General features: G+C 68.8%; 16 protein-coding genes, 2 tRNA genes and 1 pseudogene. 7 read left to right on the top strand and 12 right to left on the bottom strand.

What is annotated here, in order from left to right; translation table 11 throughout:
- Nucleotides 1–443 precede the first annotated feature (443 nt).
- The 6 genes from ACBJ32_RS44625 to ACBJ32_RS44600 form a co-directional block, all read right to left on the bottom strand.
- Nucleotides 444–3,017 carry a valine--tRNA ligase gene (locus ACBJ32_RS44625; protein ID WP_375131978.1) on the bottom strand — a complete coding sequence of 858 codons (2,574 nt, stop codon included), beginning with the start codon at nt 3,015–3,017 and terminating at the stop codon, nt 444–446.
- 73 nt (nt 3,018–3,090) lie between these two features.
- Nucleotides 3,091–4,374, bottom strand: a complete 1,284-nt coding sequence (gene clpX, locus ACBJ32_RS44620) for an ATP-dependent Clp protease ATP-binding subunit ClpX (protein WP_357877471.1) — start codon at nt 4,372–4,374, stop codon at nt 3,091–3,093.
- A gap of 184 nt (nt 4,375–4,558) precedes the next feature.
- Nucleotides 4,559–5,182 (bottom strand): ATP-dependent Clp protease proteolytic subunit, encoded by a 624-nt coding sequence (locus ACBJ32_RS44615; protein ID WP_357877474.1) that lies wholly within the window; start codon nt 5,180–5,182, stop codon nt 4,559–4,561.
- An 11-nt stretch (nt 5,183–5,193) separates the two neighbouring features.
- Nucleotides 5,194–5,826, bottom strand: coding sequence for a ClpP family protease (locus tag ACBJ32_RS44610; RefSeq protein ID WP_225268272.1), 633 nt, complete (start codon nt 5,824–5,826; stop codon nt 5,194–5,196).
- 448 nt (nt 5,827–6,274) lie between these two features.
- On the bottom strand, nt 6,275–7,675 hold the full coding sequence (gene tig, locus ACBJ32_RS44605; RefSeq protein ID WP_375131977.1) for a trigger factor: 1,401 nt from the start codon (nt 7,673–7,675) through the stop codon (nt 6,275–6,277).
- A 166-nt stretch (nt 7,676–7,841) separates the two neighbouring features.
- Nucleotides 7,842–8,708 carry a helix-turn-helix transcriptional regulator gene (locus tag ACBJ32_RS44600; protein ID WP_357877480.1) on the bottom strand — a complete coding sequence of 289 codons (867 nt, stop codon included), beginning with the start codon at nt 8,706–8,708 and terminating at the stop codon, nt 7,842–7,844.
- Between the two features lie 233 nt (nt 8,709–8,941).
- Between ACBJ32_RS44600 and ACBJ32_RS44595 the strand changes: the two genes are divergently transcribed.
- Nucleotides 8,942–9,418: an ATP-binding protein gene (locus ACBJ32_RS44595; RefSeq protein WP_253759209.1), complete on the top strand. Its 477-nt coding sequence runs from the start codon at nt 8,942–8,944 to the stop codon at nt 9,416–9,418.
- A gap of 25 nt (nt 9,419–9,443) precedes the next feature.
- On the opposite strand, the gene ACBJ32_RS44590 is transcribed toward ACBJ32_RS44595, so the two are convergent.
- The 3 genes from ACBJ32_RS44590 to ACBJ32_RS44580 are packed head-to-tail and all read right to left on the bottom strand — an operon-like array spanning nt 9,444 to nt 11,063.
- Entirely contained in the window at nt 9,444–9,944 is a 501-nt protein-coding gene (locus ACBJ32_RS44590) for a DinB family protein (protein WP_375131976.1), read from the bottom strand.
- Between the two features lie 11 nt (nt 9,945–9,955).
- Nucleotides 9,956–10,687, bottom strand: a complete 732-nt coding sequence (locus tag ACBJ32_RS44585; protein ID WP_375131975.1) for a hypothetical protein — start codon at nt 10,685–10,687, stop codon at nt 9,956–9,958.
- A gap of 4 nt (nt 10,688–10,691) precedes the next feature.
- Nucleotides 10,692–11,063 carry a DoxX family protein gene (locus ACBJ32_RS44580; protein WP_375131974.1) on the bottom strand — a complete coding sequence of 124 codons (372 nt, stop codon included), beginning with the start codon at nt 11,061–11,063 and terminating at the stop codon, nt 10,692–10,694.
- Between the two features lie 168 nt (nt 11,064–11,231).
- On the opposite strand from ACBJ32_RS44580, the gene ACBJ32_RS44575 reads away from it, so the two are divergent.
- Nucleotides 11,232–11,675 carry a helix-turn-helix transcriptional regulator gene (locus tag ACBJ32_RS44575; RefSeq protein WP_357877494.1) on the top strand — a complete coding sequence of 148 codons (444 nt, stop codon included), beginning with the start codon at nt 11,232–11,234 and terminating at the stop codon, nt 11,673–11,675.
- A gap of 74 nt (nt 11,676–11,749) precedes the next feature.
- On the opposite strand, the gene ACBJ32_RS44570 is transcribed toward ACBJ32_RS44575, so the two are convergent.
- Nucleotides 11,750–11,826: transfer RNA gene (locus ACBJ32_RS44570), tRNA-Pro, on the bottom strand.
- A gap of 89 nt (nt 11,827–11,915) precedes the next feature.
- Between ACBJ32_RS44570 and ACBJ32_RS44565 the strand changes: the two genes are divergently transcribed.
- Nucleotides 11,916–11,989: transfer RNA gene (locus ACBJ32_RS44565), tRNA-Gly, on the top strand.
- Between the two features lie 18 nt (nt 11,990–12,007).
- Here ACBJ32_RS44565 and ACBJ32_RS44560 read toward each other — a convergent pair.
- Nucleotides 12,008–12,484 (bottom strand): DUF5946 family protein, encoded by a 477-nt coding sequence (locus ACBJ32_RS44560; protein WP_375131973.1) that lies wholly within the window; start codon nt 12,482–12,484, stop codon nt 12,008–12,010.
- Nucleotides 12,485–12,552: 68 nt separating this feature from the next.
- Between ACBJ32_RS44560 and ACBJ32_RS44555 the strand changes: the two genes are divergently transcribed.
- Nucleotides 12,553–13,179 (top strand): uridine kinase, encoded by a 627-nt coding sequence (locus tag ACBJ32_RS44555; protein ID WP_375131972.1) that lies wholly within the window; start codon nt 12,553–12,555, stop codon nt 13,177–13,179.
- 24 nt (nt 13,180–13,203) lie between these two features.
- Nucleotides 13,204–14,512, top strand: a pseudogene (locus tag ACBJ32_RS44550) (TrpB-like pyridoxal phosphate-dependent enzyme).
- Nucleotides 14,513–14,568: 56 nt separating this feature from the next.
- Here ACBJ32_RS44550 and ACBJ32_RS44545 read toward each other — a convergent pair.
- Complete coding sequence (locus ACBJ32_RS44545; protein ID WP_372513659.1) at nt 14,569–14,646, bottom strand: 50S ribosomal protein bL37; 78 nt, start codon at nt 14,644–14,646, stop codon at nt 14,569–14,571.
- Nucleotides 14,647–14,779: 133 nt separating this feature from the next.
- Between ACBJ32_RS44545 and ACBJ32_RS44540 the strand changes: the two genes are divergently transcribed.
- Both ACBJ32_RS44540 and galT read left to right on the top strand, forming a co-directional pair.
- Nucleotides 14,780–15,559 (top strand): DeoR/GlpR family DNA-binding transcription regulator, encoded by a 780-nt coding sequence (locus tag ACBJ32_RS44540; RefSeq protein ID WP_357877509.1) that lies wholly within the window; start codon nt 14,780–14,782, stop codon nt 15,557–15,559.
- On the top strand, nt 15,556–16,632 hold the full coding sequence (gene galT, locus ACBJ32_RS44535; protein WP_375131971.1) for a galactose-1-phosphate uridylyltransferase: 1,077 nt from the start codon (nt 15,556–15,558) through the stop codon (nt 16,630–16,632). Before ACBJ32_RS44540 ends, galT begins: the two co-directional genes overlap by 4 nt.
- The last annotated feature ends 6 nt before the right edge of the window (nt 16,633–16,638 follow it).

Here is a 16,638-nt window from a genome sequence, read left to right as displayed (position 1 = left end):
TCTCCAAACAATGTCTGGATTATTCATCCGAGCAAAATCCATCAAGAAACAATTCTTGACGAGGTGTTGCATGAAAATCATGCACTGGCTTTTAACACACTGTTGAGTTCTCAAGAAACGGACGCGTTCATCCGCACCCAGATCCTTCTGGACCCCGGTGCGCGAGGCGCACACTTCATTTCCTTTAGACTACCAGATCCGGACGATCCTTGTCAAACCGCCCGATCCGGGATCTTCCGGACTCGCCTCTCTTCGAGGCAACCCTGCTAACTTACTCCAACTTTCGGCTCTTGTCCAACCGCGCGGCGGGAGCCACCCGAAAGTCGGGGTTCGTTCACTGGGATGTCAGGGCCGATTGGCCCTGCGTTGAAAACTGTAGCAGCCTCAGAGCCGTGGAAGGTCCATCTTCGGTAACGAATGGACCTTCCCCTCGTGCGTATGGTTCAAACACCCAGGGCGGCGAGCTGGGCTTCCAGCCGCTCGATGTCGGCCGACGCCTGCTCGGCCCTGCTCCTGACCTTGGCCACCACGTCCTCCGGTGCCTTGGCCATGAACTGCTCGTTGCCCAGCTTGGCCGCCACCTGGGCGGCCTCCTTGCGCGCGGCGGCCAGGTCCTTCTCCAGCCGCTTGCGTTCGGCGGCGACGTCGATGGCGCCCGCGGTGTCGATCTCCACGGTCACCGCCCCCACCGTGAACCGCGCCGTGGCGCTGAACGACTCCGGCGGATCCGTCAGCCGCAGCAGCGACCGGATCGCCGTCTCCTGGCCGGCCAGCGGCGTGCCGCTCAATCCGAGCCGCGCAGCCACCTTCTGGCCGGGCTTGAGCCCCTGGTCCGAGCGGAACCTGCGGACCTCCGTCACCAGCTCCTGAAGCCCCTCGATCTCCGCCTCCGCCGCCGGGTCGACGTAGCGCTCGTCACGCGCCGGCCACGGGGCCACCACGATCGACTCGCCGCCGGTGACCGCCCGCCACAGCTCCTCGGTCACGAACGGCACCAGCGGGTGCAGCAACCTCAGCAGCGCGTCGAGCACGTGCCCGAGCACCAGCCTGGTGTGCTCCAGGCCCTCGCCGAGCTGGATCTTGGCCAGCTCCAGGTACCAGTCGCAGACCTCGTCCCACGCGAAGTGGTAGAGCAGGTCGGACGCCTTGGCGAACTCGAACTCCTCCAGGGCGGCGTCGGCCGCCGCGATCACCGACTGCAGGCGTGAAAGGATCCACCGATCGGCGGCTGTCAGGTCGGCGCCGTCAAGCGAGCCCACGGCGGCGCCGTTCATCAGGGCGAACCGGGTGGCGTTCCAGATCTTGTTGCAGAAGTTGCGCGAGCCGGCCGCCCACTCCTCGCTCACCGCGACGTCGGCGCCGGGGTTGGCGCCGCGCAGCAGGGTGAAGCGGGTGGCGTCGGCGCCGAAGCGGTCGATCCAGTCGAGCGGGTCGACCACGTTGCCGAACGACTTCGACATCTTCTTGCCGTACTGATCGCGGACCATGCCGTGCAGCGCGACCGTGCGGAACGGAGGCTCGCCGTCCATGGCGTACAGGCCGAACATCATCATCCGGGCGACCCAGAAGAACAGGATGTCGTAACCGGTGACCAGGACGGAGGTCGGGTAAAAGCGCTCCAGCTCGGCCGTCCGGTCGGGCCAGCCCATGGTCGAGAACGGCCACAGCCCGGAGGAGAACCACGTGTCGAGGACGTCGGAGTCTTGCGTGTAGCCGGCCGGTGGCTCCTCGTCGGGGCCCACGCACACGACCTCGCCGGCCGGGCCGTACCAGACCGGGATGCGGTGGCCCCACCAGAGCTGGCGGGAGATGCACCAGTCGTGCATGTCGTCGACCCAGTCGAAGTAGCGCTTGGCCAGCTCCGGCGGGTGGATGCGGGTGCGCCCGTCGCGGACGGCGTCGCCGGCGGCCTTGGCCAGCGGCGCGACGTTGACGAACCACTGCAGTGACAGCCTCGGCTCGACCACCGTCTTGCAGCGTGAGCAGTGACCGACGGAGTGCAGGTACGGGCGCTTCTCCGCGACGATCCTGCCTTCGGCGCGCAGCGCGGCGACCACGGCGGGGCGCGCCTCGAAGCGGTCGAGCCCCTGGAACGGCCCGTGCGCCGTGATGACGCCGCGCTCGTCCATGACGGTCAGCGACGGCAGCGAATGACGCCGCCCGATCTCGAAGTCGTTGGGGTCGTGGGCGGGGGTCACCTTGACCGCGCCGGTGCCGAAGGCAGGATCGACGTGCTCGTCGGCGACGACCGGGATCATGCGGCCGGTCAGCGGCACCTCCACCATCGTGCCGATCAGGTGCGCGTAGCGCTCGTCGGAGGGGTGCACGGCCACTGCGGTGTCGCCGAGCATGGTCTCGGCGCGCGTGGTGGCCACCACGATGTCGTCGGAGTAGCGGATCGAGACGAGCTCGCCCTCGTCCTCGCTGTGCTCGACCTCGATGTCGGACAGTGCGGTCAGGCAGCGCGGGCACCAGTTGATGATGCGCTCGGCGCGGTAGATCAGCCCGTCGTCGAACAGCTTCTTGAAGATGGTCTGGACGGCACGCGAGAGCCCGGGGTCCATCGTGAACCGCTCGCGCGACCAGTCGACGCCGTCGCCGAGCTTGCGCATCTGGCCGAGGATCCGGCCGCCGGACTCCTCCTTCCACTCCCAGACCCGCTCGACGAATGCCTCGCGCCCCAGGTCGTGACGCGACTTGCCCTGCTTGGCCAGCTCACGCTCGACGACGTTCTGGGTGGCGATGCCGGCGTGGTCCATGCCGGGCAGCCAGAGCGTCTCGCGGCCCTGCATGCGGGCGCGGCGCGTGAGCGCGTCCTGGATGGAGTGGTCGAGCGCGTGCCCGATGTGCAGGACACCCGTCACGTTGGGCGGCGGGAGGACGATGCTGTACGGCTCGCGCGAGCTGCCCGGGTCGGCGCGGAAGTAGCCTTCGGACACCCAGCGCTCGTAGCTGCGGGTCTCGACGTCGGCCGGTGTGTATTGAGTAGGCAGCTCTGGCGTTGTCACAGCAACCAATTCTAGGGAGCCGGGCAAGCGAAACGCCCCATGGTTTCCACCACGGGGCGTTCGGGTGCTGCCAAGGCGCTGCTCAGGCGGACTTCTCCTGCGGCGTGTGCTGCTGCTTGGCGGCGAGCTGGTCACGCGGGACGAGCGTCGGGATCGCGTGCTCCAGCACCGACTCGCGGGTGATGACCACGCGGGCGACATCCTGCCTGGAGGGCACCTCGTACATGACGGACTGCAGCACCTCCTCCAGGATGGCGCGCAGCCCGCGGGCGCCGGTGCCGCGCAGGATGGCCTGATCGGCGATGGCCTCCAGGGCGCCGTCGGTGAACTCCAGCTCCACGCCGTCGAGCTCGAGCAGCTTGCGGTACTGCTTGACCAGCGCGTTGCGCGGCTCGGTGAGGATCTGGATGAGCGCCTCGCGGTCGAGGTTGTGCACCGAGGTGATGACCGGCAGGCGGCCCACGAACTCGGGGATCATGCCGAACTTCAGCAGGTCTTCCGGCATCACGTCCGAGAAGATGTCGGCCGTGTCGATCTCTTCCTTCGACCGGATGATGGCGTTGAAGCCGATGCCCTTCTTGCCGATGCGCGACTCGATGATCTTCTCCAGACCGGCGAACGCACCACCGCAGATGAACAGCACGTTGGTCGTGTCGATCTGGATGAACTCCTGGTGCGGGTGCTTGCGGCCGCCCTGCGGAGGAACCGACGCGGTGGTGCCCTCCAGGATCTTCAGCAGCGCCTGCTGCACGCCCTCACCGGAGACGTCGCGCGTGATCGACGGGTTCTCGCTCTTGCGGGCGATCTTGTCGACCTCGTCGATGTAGATGATGCCGGTCTCGGCCTTCTTGACGTCGTAGTCGGCGGCCTGAATGAGCTTGAGCAGGATGTTCTCCACATCCTCGCCGACGTATCCCGCTTCGGTCAGTGCCGTGGCGTCGGCGATGGCGAAGGGCACGTTCAGCATCTTCGCCAGGGTCTGCGCCAGCAGTGTCTTGCCCGAGCCGGTGGGCCCGAGCAGCAAGATGTTGCTCTTGGCCAGTTCCAGAACGTCGTCTCTGCCCCGGTCGCCCGACTGCACCCGCTTGTAGTGGTTGTACACCGCCACCGAGAGGGCCTTCTTCGCCTTGTCCTGACCGATGACGTAGGCGTCGAGGAACTCGTAGATCTCTCTTGGCTTGGGCAGGTTGTCCCACTTGAGCTCGGAGGACTCGGTGAGCTCCTCCTCGATGATCTCGTTGCAGAGATCGATGCACTCATCGCAGATGTAGACGCCTGGACCGGCAATGAGCTTCTTGACTTGCTTCTGACTCTTCCCGCAGAAAGAGCACTTCAGCAGGTCTCCCCCGTCGCCGATGCGTGCCACCCCAGATACTCCTTTGCGTGGGACCGCCCTGCTCCCGCGAGCAGTGTCTCCGGACATCCTCCGGACTAGGCCGAACCGCTCAGGTTTCGACGTTACCGTCTTCTGGGCCCTCAGTGAGCCCCCTAGCGGCGAGTCGCACCGGAACGTGCCCTATTGGGCAGCGCTCCGGTGCGTCACGTCTCGTCTAGGAAGCTACGGCCTGAGCTCGTTTCTTCCTGGACGGGATGATGTCATCGATCAGACCATACGCCTTTGCCTCGTCCGCGTTGAGAATTTTGTCGCGTTCGATGTCCTTGCGGACGTCGGCGGATGACTTGCCGGTGTGCCGGGCCACGATCTCCTCCAGCAGCGTGCGCATGCGCAGGATCTCGCGGGCCTGGATCTCGATGTCGCTGCCCTGGCCGCCGCCCTCGGTGGACGGCTGGTGGATCAGCACCCGGGCGTTCGGCAGCGCGAAGCGCTTGCCCGGGGTGCCGCCGGCCAGCAGCACGGCCGCGGCGGACGCGGCCTGGCCGAGGCAGACGGTCTGGATCTCCGGCCGGACGAACTGCATCGTGTCGTAGATCGCCGTCATGGCGGTGAAGGAGCCACCCGGCGAGTTGATGTAGATGCTGATGTCACGGTCGGGATCGAGCGACTCCAGCGTCAGCAGCTGGGCCATCACGTCGTTGGCCGACGCGTCGTCGATCTGAACTCCGAGGAAGATGATGCGGTCCTCGAAGAGCTTGTTGTACGGGTTCATCTCCTTCACGCCGTAGGACGTGCGCTCGACGAAGGAGGGGAGAACGTAACGGCTCTGGATGTTCATGTCAGCTCCCCCTAGGAAACCGGGCCCGCGGAGGGCACCTGACGCGCGCTGCGCACCACGTGATCGATGAAGCCGTAGTCCTTGGCCTCCTCGGCCGTGAACCAGCGGTCACGGTCGGAGTCCGACTCGATCTGGTCCAGCGGCTGCCCCGTGTGGAAGGCGATCCGCTCGGCCAGCGTCTTCTTCACGTAGAGCATCTGCTCAGCCTGGATGGCGATGTCGGCGGCGGTGCCGCCGATGCCGCCCGACGGCTGGTGCATCATCACCCGGGCGTGCGGCAGAGCGTAACGCTTGCCCCGCGCCCCCGCGGTGAGCAGGAACTGCCCCATCGAGGCAGCCATACCCATCACCACGGTGGAGACGTCGTTAGGCACGTATTCCATCATGTCGTAAATCGCCATGCCCGCACTCACCGAGCCCCCGGGCGAGTTGATGTAGAGCGTGATGTCGCGCTCGGGGTCATCGGCAGCGAGCAGGAGCAGCTCGGCGCAGATACGGTTGGCGATCTCGTCGTTGACCTCCTGCCCGAGCACGATGATGCGCTCGCGGAGCAGGCGCTGGTAAAGCTGGTCCTCAAGCCGGAAGGCGGAGCCGTTCTCACGGCCTCGAGACTCAGGCTGATAGAAGGTCGGCGGGCTGGTCACAGCGTCACCTTCCGATGCGTCGTAATCGATTGGCTTTGCTTGTGACCTTAACGCGCGCCGCCCACAGGTCATGCCCGGTCCCCCGGACTGTTCGCTGACGGCGCAGGTTCGGATGGACCGGCTCCCGTTACCCTTCGCGGCTTCGTGCGGCTTTCGTCCCGGTTGTCGGTGGCGGCCCCTCCCTCAGGCCGCTCGCCGCACTCCCTCAGGGGGCCCTCAGACGGCGCTCGGGATGTCGCGTGCGGGCGCGGTCGCGGAAGAGGGCGCCCCACGGCTGCGCTCCCGGCAGCGTCCATCTGAGCGCCACGGGACCCCGGCCCTGGCGGGAAACGTCGCGGGCGGGCCACACCTCACTGGCGAAAACGGCACACTTCCCTGGACGGCGCGGCCCCGGCATACGAAGAGCCCCCGGACCGCGAGTCCGGGGGCTCCTGTTACGCCTGTAGCGTCAGGCCTCGGCCTTGTCCTCGGCGGGCTTGTCGCCGGCCTCGGCCTCGTCGGCCTCCTCCTCGGCGACCGGCTCACCGTTGATCTCGGTGTAGATGGCCTTGAGGTCGACCTCGTTGCCGTCGGTGTCGACGACCTTGGCGGCGTCGCCGAGCACGGACTTGGCCTTGTCGCGCACGATCTCGACCATGGCCAGCGTGAGCTGGTCGTTGTCGGCGAGGTGCTTGGCCAGCTCGTTGGGCTGCACGCCCATCTCCATGGCGCGGCGGACCACGAAGTTGGTCAGCTCCTGCTCGGAGACGCCCAGCTCCTCGGCCTTGACGATCTTGTCGAGCACGAAGCCGACCTTGATGGCGCGGGCGGAGTTCTTCTCGAACTCCTCGAAGCGCTCCTCCTCCGACGTCTGGTAGAGGCGGAAGAAGGCGTCACGGCTGAGGCCGCTCTCGGCCACCTGGTGGTCGAGGTTGTGCTTGCGGGCGTCGACCTCGGCCTTGAGCGCGCTGTCCGGCAGCGGGATCTCGATCTTGTCGAGCAGCGCGTCGAGCGCCTTCTCGCGGGCCTGGACGACCTGGTCGATGAGCTTGTTGCGGCGGGCCTGCTCGCGGATGCTGTTCTTCAGCTCGTCGAGCGTGTCGAACTCACTGGCGAGCTGGGCGAACTCGTCGTCCAGCTCGGGCAGGACCTTCTCCTTGACCGACTTGACGTTGATGATGACGTCGGCTTCCTCGCCGGCGTTCTCGCCGCCGACCAGCTCGGTCTTGAAGCTCTTCTCCTCGCCCGCGGACATGCCCTCGAGCGCGGTGTCGAGGCCCTGCAGCACGGAGCCGGCGCCGACCTCGTAGGAGACCTCGCTGGCCTGCTGCTCCTCGATGTTCTGGCCGTCGATCTCGGCGCGCAGGTCCATCACGACGAAGTCGCCGCTCGCGGCCGGGCGCTCCACGCCGGTCAGCGTGGCGAAGCGCTGGCGCAGCGCGTCGAGCTGCGCGTTCACGTCCTCGTCGGAGACCTCGGCGGAGTCGACCGTGACCTCGATGCCCTGGTAGTCGGGGACCTCGAAGTTGGGCCGGATGTCGACCTCGGCGGTGAACTCGATCTGCTCACCGTCGTCGATCTTCGTGACCTCGATGTCAGGCTGGCTGACGGGGAACACGTCGGCCTCGTCGACGGCCTGGCCGTACAGCTTGGGCACCGCGTCGTTGAGGGTCTCCTCCAGCACTACCGCCCGGCCGAAGCGCTGTTCGATGATGCGGGCCGGAACCTTGCCAGGCCGGAACCCGGGGACGCGCACCTGCTGCGCGACCTTCTTGTACGCCGCATCCATGCTCGGGCGCAGCTCGTCGAACGGCACCTCGACAGTGAGCTTGACCCGGGTCGGGCTGAGCTCCTCGACAGCGGTCTTCACGGAATGGTCTCCTTGATCAAGCTACGAGTGATCGCGGGCGCGTCCATTCGGTACGGCTCGCGCGCCGCGCCCACATGAGCGGTGTTGGGCATGCTCCGCAACGGCGGCATCCAACGCCGATGGCCAGTCTAGGGCAGATGCACACCCAACCACGACGCCACCGCGGTCAGAACTCCTCCGCGATCGTCCTCAAGAGCTCGATCGTCTCATCCGGAGTGGTGCTCACGGCGCACAGCCGCTCCATCACCTCGGTGTATCGGTCCACGTCCTCACGCTTGTCCAGGTAGAGCGCGCTGGCGAGCTGCTCCACGTACACCACGTCGGGCAGGTCGCTGTCGGGGAAGCGCAGGATGCTGAACGCCCCGCCCTCCGCGCTGTGCCCGCCGAAGCTGAAGGGCATGACCTGGATCGTGATGTTCGGCTGGCGCATCAGGTCGATGAGGTGCTCGATCTGCGCCCTCATCACCTCGGCCCCGCCGATGGGCCGCCTCAGCGCGGCCTCGTCGATCACGGCCCAGAAGACCGGCCCGTCGGGCCTGTCCAACATCCGCTGGCGCTCCAGCCGGAGATCCACCCTGCGGGCGATCTCCTCCGCCCCGATGCCCGCCGCACCGGCGGTCACCACGGCCCTTGCGTACTCCTTGGTCTGCAACAGTCCTGGCACGAACTGGACCTCGTAGGTCCTGATCCTGGCGGCGGCCTCTTCAAGGCCGACGTACGCCTGGAACCACGTGGGCAGGACATCGTTGAACCGGTGCCACCAGCCAGGCTCGTTGGCAGTGGCGACCAGATCGAGGACGGCGGCGCGTGCCTGCTGATCCACGACCCCGTACAGGGTCAGCAGGTCCGCCACGTCACGTTCTTTGAACCCCACCCGGCCGAGTTCCATTCGGCTGATCTTGGATTCCGACCCCCTGATGAGGTGGCCGGCCTCCTCTCGGGTGACGTTCTTTGCTTCCCTGAGCTTGCGCAGCTGGGAGCCCAGGAGGATGCGCAGCGCCGTCGGCCCGGAACCCGGCTGGTTCTGCGTCACTTTGCCTCCTATCAAGGTCCGCACACACAGTGACACCACATTGCCGGGTATGACAAGGTCTCAACCTCGTGTCCGGATTCGGAGATTTATCCCGAAAACGTCGCTTGCTCCTGCACATTGCAACTGCACGTGCATTTGGGTCTTGCAGGTGCCGCGTTCGTGACCCATGATGGCTTAGTGCATATTGGGCCAAACATGCACTAACCAAGGCTGAACGGGGAGGTATCGGCGGCATGGTGGAGGACCCTCTGGCCACTGCCGATTGCCTGCAGATCACCCGGGAGGTGGGCTTCGACCGCCTCCTCACGGGTGGCAAGCCGTACACGACCTCGTGCCCGTTGCCCTTTCAGGCCGACTCGGTGAAGACCGCCCGGGACGTCACGCGCAGGACACTGCGCGGCTGGGGGCTGCACGATCTCAGCGACGACGCCGCGCTCGTGGTCTCCGAGCTGGTGACGAACGCGGTCAGGTACGCGATGTACGCGGCGGGGCGCAGGGAGATCGAGCTGCTGCTGATGCGGGTGGCGCCCCACGTGCTGCTCGCCGTGGCCGACCCCAGCGACGAGGTGCCCACGCCCAAGGAGCCCGACTTCGTCTCCGAGAACGGGCGGGGCCTCTACATCGTCGAGACCTACAGCCAGTGCTGGGGCTGGGACCCGCTGGCCCGCGGCGGCAAGGCTGTCTGGGCGCTGTTCCGCGCCGACGACTGACTGCCTTCCTGTCCTGACAGCCTTCCTATTCGCCGGTGACGCCGTCGACGCGCTCGCGCAGCAGATCCGCGTGGCCGTTGTGGCGGGCGTACTCCTCGATCATGTGCACGAGGATCCAGCGGTGCGTGCAGTCCTGCCCGTTACGGTCGCCCACCGCGTCCAGCGGCTTGGCGGCGGAGATCGCGCGGGCGAACCGGATCTCCTCCTGCCACGTGTCGAACGCCTCCTTCGCCGACGCGGTGTCCACCTCGTTGAAGTCGGCGTCGTTGTCGCGGTCCTTGTCCCACAGCTTGGGCAGGTCCTCGCCGTTGAGCACGCGGCGGAACCACGAGCGCTCGACGTGCGCCATGTGCCTGACCAGGCCCAGCAGGGAAAGCGTCGAGGGCGGCGCGGAGCGCTCGCGCAGCTGCTCCTCCGACAGGCCGGCGCACTTGACGGCCAGGGTGCCGCGGTGCCATTCGAGCCAGTTGTTCAGCATGGTCCGCTCGTCGCCGGCGAAGGGTGGGGGGATTCGGTTGTCTGTCACGAGCCTCGACCCTATCCCCCGCCGGCCAGGCCTCTTACCCGGCTTTCCCGCTGCAGCAACAGGTACGCCGCCTCGCGTACGGTGTCGTCCCTGACGCCGGCCACGAACTCCTCCGGTGTGTCCCCGCACAGGTGGCGTAAGGCCGCGGAGCCGTCCAGGAGGGACTGGATGAGCGCCGGCTGCGAGGTCAGGCGCCGGGGCCGGCCGTCCCCGGGGGCGGCGACGCAGCCGTGCCTGCCCTCGTACACGTAGGGCGGCGGGAGCCTCGTGCCGTCCTCCAGCGTGACCGGGCCGGCGAGCGGGCGCCTGCGGTAGTTGGGCTCGGTGAGGTCGAGGGCGGCGAGCTGGTGCTCGTCGAGCCAGAGCACGAACAGCCTGGACGTCTCGCCGGGCGTCTCGATGGGCGCGGCCGGCACGTACCCCCACCTGCTCACGTGCGCGGACACGCCGGGCGCGATCCCCGGCACCTCGGCGACCGTCATCGGGACGACCGGGCGTACCCCGTGGTCGCGGAACTTCCTGCGCAGCTGGCTCGGCGCGGCGTTGGAGCCGACGGCGACGACGCGGTGGCGGGACTCCAGCGGCGCCTGCCCCAGGGACGCCAGCAGCGCGGCGATCGCCGCGCCGCCCTCCCGCCACTCGTGCGGCACGTACGCGTCGTCCGCCAGGACGCCGGAGCCGGGCGGGATCCGGCCGGGGTAGGTGAGCGGAAAGGCCATCGGGTCGTCCGCGAAGAGATCCACGCCCTCAGGATGCCCGCCCGGCGACCGCCGACCACAGGCGTGCCGTGCTCTCCCGGCGCCCCCACGCGATCAAAAGGCAGAGCACGAGCAGGGCCAGCGGCAGCACGACCCATCCCCCCGACACGAACGCCTCGGTCAGCACCGCGCCCGCCATGAGCCCGGCCAGCGCCAGCCCGGCCGCCCCGGCCAGCCGCGGCACCAGCAGCGCAACCGCCCCCGCCACCTCCAGCACCCCGATCACGACCCGGAACCAGTCACCGAGCCCGATCGCCTCGAACGTGGAGGCGGACGGCTCGGCCCCGGCGAACTTGCCCAGGGCCGCCATCACGAAGAAGCCGGCCACGACGATCTGCAGGATCCACATGACGATGCGCATGAGCGTTCCTCTCCCTGAAGTCGACACCTCCGACGCTAGGGACCGCGAGCGGCCGGCGGGATCGCTCTACCTGCCCGATCGGGGTACACCTACCTGCACCCCGCCCGCCTCCCGGCCCGCACCCGGCCGCGTGGACAGCCGACCGGTTCCCAGGGCAGGCTGTACGACATGGCCACCCAAGCCGACCAGCGCCTACGCGAGCTCGTCCTGCTGCGCCGCGTGCGCGACAGGATCGACCGCGACTACGCGCAGCCGCTGGACGTGGAGGCGCTGGCGCGTGGCGTGCACCTCTCGGCCGGGCACCTGAGCCGGCTCTTCCGCGCCGCCTACGGAGAGTCGCCCTACAGCTACCTCATGACCCGGCGCATCGAGCGCGCCATGACCCTGCTGCGGCGCGGCGACATGTCGGTCACCGAGGTCTGCTTCGCGGTCGGCTGCTCCTCACTCGGCACCTTCAGCACCCGCTTCTCCGAGCTGGTCGGCATGTCGCCGAGCACCTACCGCCGCCTGGCGGCCGGCGACGCCGCCGGCCTGCCCAGCTGTGTCGCCAAGCAGGTCATGCGGCCGATCAGGAACCAGGAGACACCGCCCGCGGGCGCCCGCCTCCCGTGAGCGCCACCCCGGCATGCCGGCCGAGCAGATAGACAAGCAGAAGGCCCCACCCGGATCGGGTGGGGCCTTTGACCTGGTCGGGGCGACAGGATTTGAACCTGCGACTTCTTGCTCCCAAAGCAAGCGCGCTGCCAAGCTGCGCCACGCCCCGTCTCGCCGAGTGCGCATGCGCTCCGGGACTCCGGTACGCTTACGCCCTGACGACCGGATGAAGTCTAGACCAGAGTTCGACCGGTTCGCGCGGACGTAGCTCAATGGTAGAGCCCTAGTCTTCCAAACTAGCTACGCGGGTTCGATTCCCGTCGTCCGCTCCAGCACGGCGAAGGGCCAGGTCAAGAGCCTGGCCCTAGCCTTTTCCAGGCCTCCTCGGTCGCCTCGGCCAGGGTGCGCATGCGCTCCCCGTACGCCGCGTGCCCGTCGAGGACGAAGCCGCCGTCGCCGTGCGGCAGCTCGCAGAAGCTCGTGCGGAAGCGCGCGGGCGGCCCGCCCGCGGGGAGCGGCGCGTACGGCTCCAGCGGCGCCATGTCGTAGCCCGCCCTCGATCGGTGGTTGTTGCGCGCCACCTGGTGCTCCCGCAGCCGGAGCACCGCGTCGATGCCCCGGTCGAGGTAGAACTGCAGCCACCGGAACTGGCCGTCGAGGTGCCTCTCGTGCCCGCGCGACGGGTGCTGCAGGAGGTAGACGCAGACCACGACCGCGTGCCACCTGTACATCTCGGGGTCGAGCTGCTCCTCCGCCAGGATCGTGTTGTAGTAGTCGGCGCACACGCCGAGCGGTCCCGCCGTCGCGCCGCAGTCGCACTGAGCCATGGCGGGCACCCTAGCGAGGCGGCCCCGGGCCCGTCGACGGCATTTCGGGCGCTCGTAAGCTGTGATCGATGCGTGTGCGACCGATCTCCCGTGAGGCTCTCGTCGAGGAGCTGGCCGAGCTGATCTCCGCCCGGCCCCAGGGCGCGTGGGTGCGGGTGGCCGTGGACGGGGCGCCGCCCGCCCGGCCGGGGGCGCTGGCCGACGAGCTGGTGGCGCCGCTGCGGCTGCGCGGCCGGCCCGTGCTGCGCGTGTCGGCGGGCGACTTCCTGCGGCCCGCGTCGTTGCGGCTGGAGTACGGCAGGACCGACCCCGACGCCTTCTACGACGACTGGCTCGACGCCAAGGCGCTGCGCAGGGAGGTGCTGGAGCCGCTCGAACCGGGAGGGCCGGGGCAGGTGCTGCCGGCGTTGTGGGACAGCGGGATCGACCGGGCCTACCGGCTGCCGTACACCGCGCTGCCGCCGGGCGGGGTGGTGCTGGTGGACGGGGCGCTGCTGCTGGGGCGGGGGCTGGCGTTCGACGTGAGCGTGCACGTGTGGCTCTCGCCCGGCGCGCTGGAGCGGGGGACGCCGGAGGGCGAGCGCTGGACGCTGCCCGCCTACGAGCGGTACGAGCGGGAGGCGCGGCCCCAGGAGGCGGCCGACGTCGTGGTACGCGCCGATCATCCGGACCGGCCGGCGGTGCTGGTCCGGTGAACTGCGGCGGCGCAGACTGAGGCCATGATGCCCAGCGACTGGTACAACATCGTTCCCGATCTGCCCGCCCCGCCGCCTCCGCCGCTGCATCCCGCCACGCGGCGGCCCGTCGGCCCCGACGACCTGGCGCCCCTGTTCCCCATGGAGCTGATCGGGCAGGAGGTCAGCGGTGAGCGGTACGTCCCGATCCCTCAGGAGGTGCTGGACGTCTACCGGCTCTGGCGGCCGACGCCGCTGATCCGGGCGTACCGGCTGGAGCGGGCGCTGGGCACGCCGGCCAGGATCTACTACAAGTACGAGGGCGGCTCCCCCGCCGGGTCGCACAAGCCGAACACGGCGGTGCCGCAGGCGTACTACAACGCGCGGGAGGGCGTCCGGCTGCTCACCACCGAGACCGGCGCGGGCCAGTGGGGGTCGGCGCTGGCGTTCGCCTGCGCCCAGTTCGGCCTGGAGTGCCGGATCTGGATGGTGCGGGCCTCCTACGACCAGAAGCCCTACCGCCGCTCCCTCATGCAGGTGTACGGCGCCACCGTGCACGCCAGCCCCTCCGCCGTGACGGGGGCGGGCAGCAAGATCCTGGCGGACGATCCTGGCTCCCCCGGCAGCCTGGGGATCGCGATCAGCGAGGCGGTCGAGGTGGCGGGCGCGACACCCGACGCCAGGTACGCCCTCGGCTCCGTGCTCAACCACGTCCTGCTGCACCAGACGGTGATCGGCGAGGAGGCGCTCGCGCAGCTCCCTGAGATGCCGGACCTGGTGATCGGCTGCACCGGCGGCGGCTCGAACTTCGCCGGCCTGGCCTTCCCCTTCCTGCGGGAGAAGCTGGCGGGCCGGATCCGGACGGTGTTCCGTGCCGTGGAGCCGGCGGCCTGCCCGTCGTTCACGCGCGGCGCGTACGCCTACGACTTCGGCGACACGGCCGGCTTCACGCCGCTGCTCAAGATGCACACGCTGGGGCACTCGTTCGTGCCGGACCCGATCCACGCCGGCGGGCTGCGCTATCACGGCATGTCGCCGCTGCTGTCGCACATGTACGAGCTGGGCCTGTTCGAGGCGGTGACCCGCGCCCAGAGCGAGTGCTTCGAGGCTGGCGTCCGCTTCCAGGACCGAGGGGATCGTGCCCGCGCCCGAGCCCACGCACGCGCTGGCCGAGACGATCGCCGAGGCGCTGCGCTGCAAGGAGAGTGGCGAGGAGAAGGTGATCCTGACGGCGCTGTGCGGTCACGGTCACTTCGATCTGGGGGCCTACGACCGGTACCTGGCGGGCGAGCTGGAGGACTACAGGCTGCCGCAGGACCGCATCGACCAGGCGCTGACCGAGCTGCCGTCGTGAGCCGCCCTGGCGGGTGAGCCGCGGGTGGCCGCCGGAAGCGGGCGGCCACCCGCCGGTCATCGCGCCGTGGGGCGCTTGCCGTGGTTCGCCTTCTTCTTCTTGCGTGCCCTGCCCTTGCGTGCTCGCCTGGCCATAAGCTCGCCTCCGATGATCGGTGAGCCCTCACCGTCTCCCGCCGCGCTGACCAGCGCAAGCGTTCCCGCGCTAACTAACATTCCCCAACAATCCCGTGTCATAATTTGGTGGAATCTGTTGGAAGGAGCGGGCGTGCTCGCACAGCAGCGACAGCAGGCGATTCTCGAACGCGTGCGCAGCAACGGCGGCGTCCGGGTGGCCGACCTCGTACGCGAGCTCGGCGTCTCCGACATGACCATCCGCCGCGACCTCGAGGTGCTGGCCGAACGCGGGCTGCTGGAGAAGGTGCACGGTGGCGCGACCGCGCTCGGCCCCGGCTCGACCGAGGAGCCCGGATTCACCGCCAAGTCCGCGCGCCAGCAGCAGGAGAAGGAGGCCATCGCGCGCCACGCCGCCACGCTCGTCCGCCCCGGCACGGCCGTGGCGCTGTCGGCGGGCACCACCACGTGGGCGCTGGCCCGCCACCTGATCGGCGTGCCCGAGCTGACCGTGATCACCAACTCGATCCCGGTCGCCGACGTCTTCCACCGCAACCCGCGCGCCGACCGCACGGTCGTGCTGACCGGCGGTGTACGCACGCCGTCCGACGCCCTGGTGGGCCCCGTGGCCGTGGCCGCGATCCGCCGCCTGCACGTGGACACGCTCTTCCTGGGCGTGCACGGGATGAGCGTGCGTGCCGGGTTCACCACGCCCAACCTGCTGGAGTCCGAGACCGACAGGGAGCTGGTGACGGCCGCGACCCGGCTGGTCGTCCCCGCCGACCACACGAAGTGGAACACCGTCGGCATCAGCACCATCGCCGAGCTGAGCGAGGCCGACGTGGTCATCAGCGACGCGGGGCTGCCGGAGGACGCACGCACCGAGCTGGCCGAACGGGCCGGAGAACTGATCATCGCGGAGGCCTCGTCTTGAAGCGCACCATCACCCATCTGGCCGACGGCCGGGAGCTGATCTACTTCGACCGGCGTGACGACGCCGACAGGAGCGCGATCGACCGCCGGACCCTGGAACCCCGCCCGGTGGCCTCCGAGCTGCGGTACGACCCGCTGACGGAGGAGTGGATCGCGATCGCCGGGCACCGGCAGACGCGCACGTTCCTGCCGACCGGTGGCACGGCCGAGTGCCCGCTGTGCCCGTCGTCGGACACACGCTCGTCGGAGATCCCTTCCTACGACTACGACGTGGTCGTGTTCGAGAACCGATTCCCCTCTTTCTCCACCAATATCGGGACTTATGGGGAGCCGGGTGGACTGAGCGAGGTCCGTCCGGCTGTGGGGCGGTGCGAGGTGGTGTGCTTCACCTCCGACCACTCCTCCTCCTTCTCCAGGCTCTCCGACTCCCAGGTGGAGCTGGTCATGGAGGCGTGGGCCGACCGTACGGCCGAGCTGTCCCAGATCGAGGGCGTGGAGCAGGTGTTCTGCTTCGAGAACCGGGGCGAGGAGATCGGCATCACGCTGGCCCACCCGCACGGCCAGATCTACGCCTACCCGTACGTGACGCCCAGGACCAAGCTGCAGCTCGCCGCCGCCGGGCGTTACACCAAGGGCAACCTGTTCGCCGACGTGCTGGCCGCCGAGCGGGAGGCGCGGACCCGGGTGGTGGCCGCCAACGAGCTGTGGACGGCCTTCGTGCCGGCCGCCGCGCGCTGGCCGTTCGAGGTGCACCTCTACCCGCACCGGCAGGTGCCCGACCTGGCGGCGCTCACCGAGGAGGAGCGGGCGGCGTTCGCGCCGCTGTACACCTCGGTGCTGCGGGCGTTCGACGGGCTGTTCGACATGACGATGCCGTACATCGCGGCCTGGCACCAGGCGCCGGTGCGGGAGGGCAGGGAGCTGGCGTACCTGCATCTGGAGCTGTTCAGCATCAGGCGGGCGCCGAACAAGCTCAAGTTCCTGGCAGGATCGGAGTCCGCGATGGGCGCCTTCGTGAACGACGTGCTGCCGGAAGAGGCGGCACGCATGATTCGATCACAGATAGATCACTAATGGATT

Origin of the sequence: Nonomuraea sp. GTA35, assembly GCF_041950525.1 — a bacterium.
Classification (GTDB): domain Bacteria; phylum Actinomycetota; class Actinomycetes; order Streptosporangiales; family Streptosporangiaceae; genus Nonomuraea.
Note: the sequence above shows the minus strand (reverse complement) of the source record. Positions and strands in the feature narration are given on the sequence as shown.

What these genes read in the sequence shown, in the direction of transcription:
- ACBJ32_RS44580 (WP_375131974.1), bottom strand. Translation starts at nt 11,063, where the DNA reads ATGCGCATCGTCATGTGGATCCTGCAGATCGTCGTGGCCGGCTTCTTC.
- ACBJ32_RS44615 (WP_357877474.1), bottom strand. Translation starts at nt 5,182, where the DNA reads ATGAACATCCAGAGCCGTTACGTTCTCCCCTCCTTCGTCGAGCGCACG.
- ACBJ32_RS44575 (WP_357877494.1), top strand. Translation starts at nt 11,232, where the DNA reads ATGGCCACCCAAGCCGACCAGCGCCTACGCGAGCTCGTCCTGCTGCGC.
- ACBJ32_RS44545 (WP_372513659.1), bottom strand. Translation starts at nt 14,646, where the DNA reads ATGGCCAGGCGAGCACGCAAGGGCAGGGCACGCAAGAAGAAGAAGGCG.
- ACBJ32_RS44560 (WP_375131973.1), bottom strand. Translation starts at nt 12,484, where the DNA reads ATGGCTCAGTGCGACTGCGGCGCGACGGCGGGACCGCTCGGCGTGTGC.
- ACBJ32_RS44555 (WP_375131972.1), top strand. Translation starts at nt 12,553, where the DNA reads ATGCGTGTGCGACCGATCTCCCGTGAGGCTCTCGTCGAGGAGCTGGCC.
- ACBJ32_RS44595 (WP_253759209.1), top strand. Translation starts at nt 8,942, where the DNA reads ATGGTGGAGGACCCTCTGGCCACTGCCGATTGCCTGCAGATCACCCGG.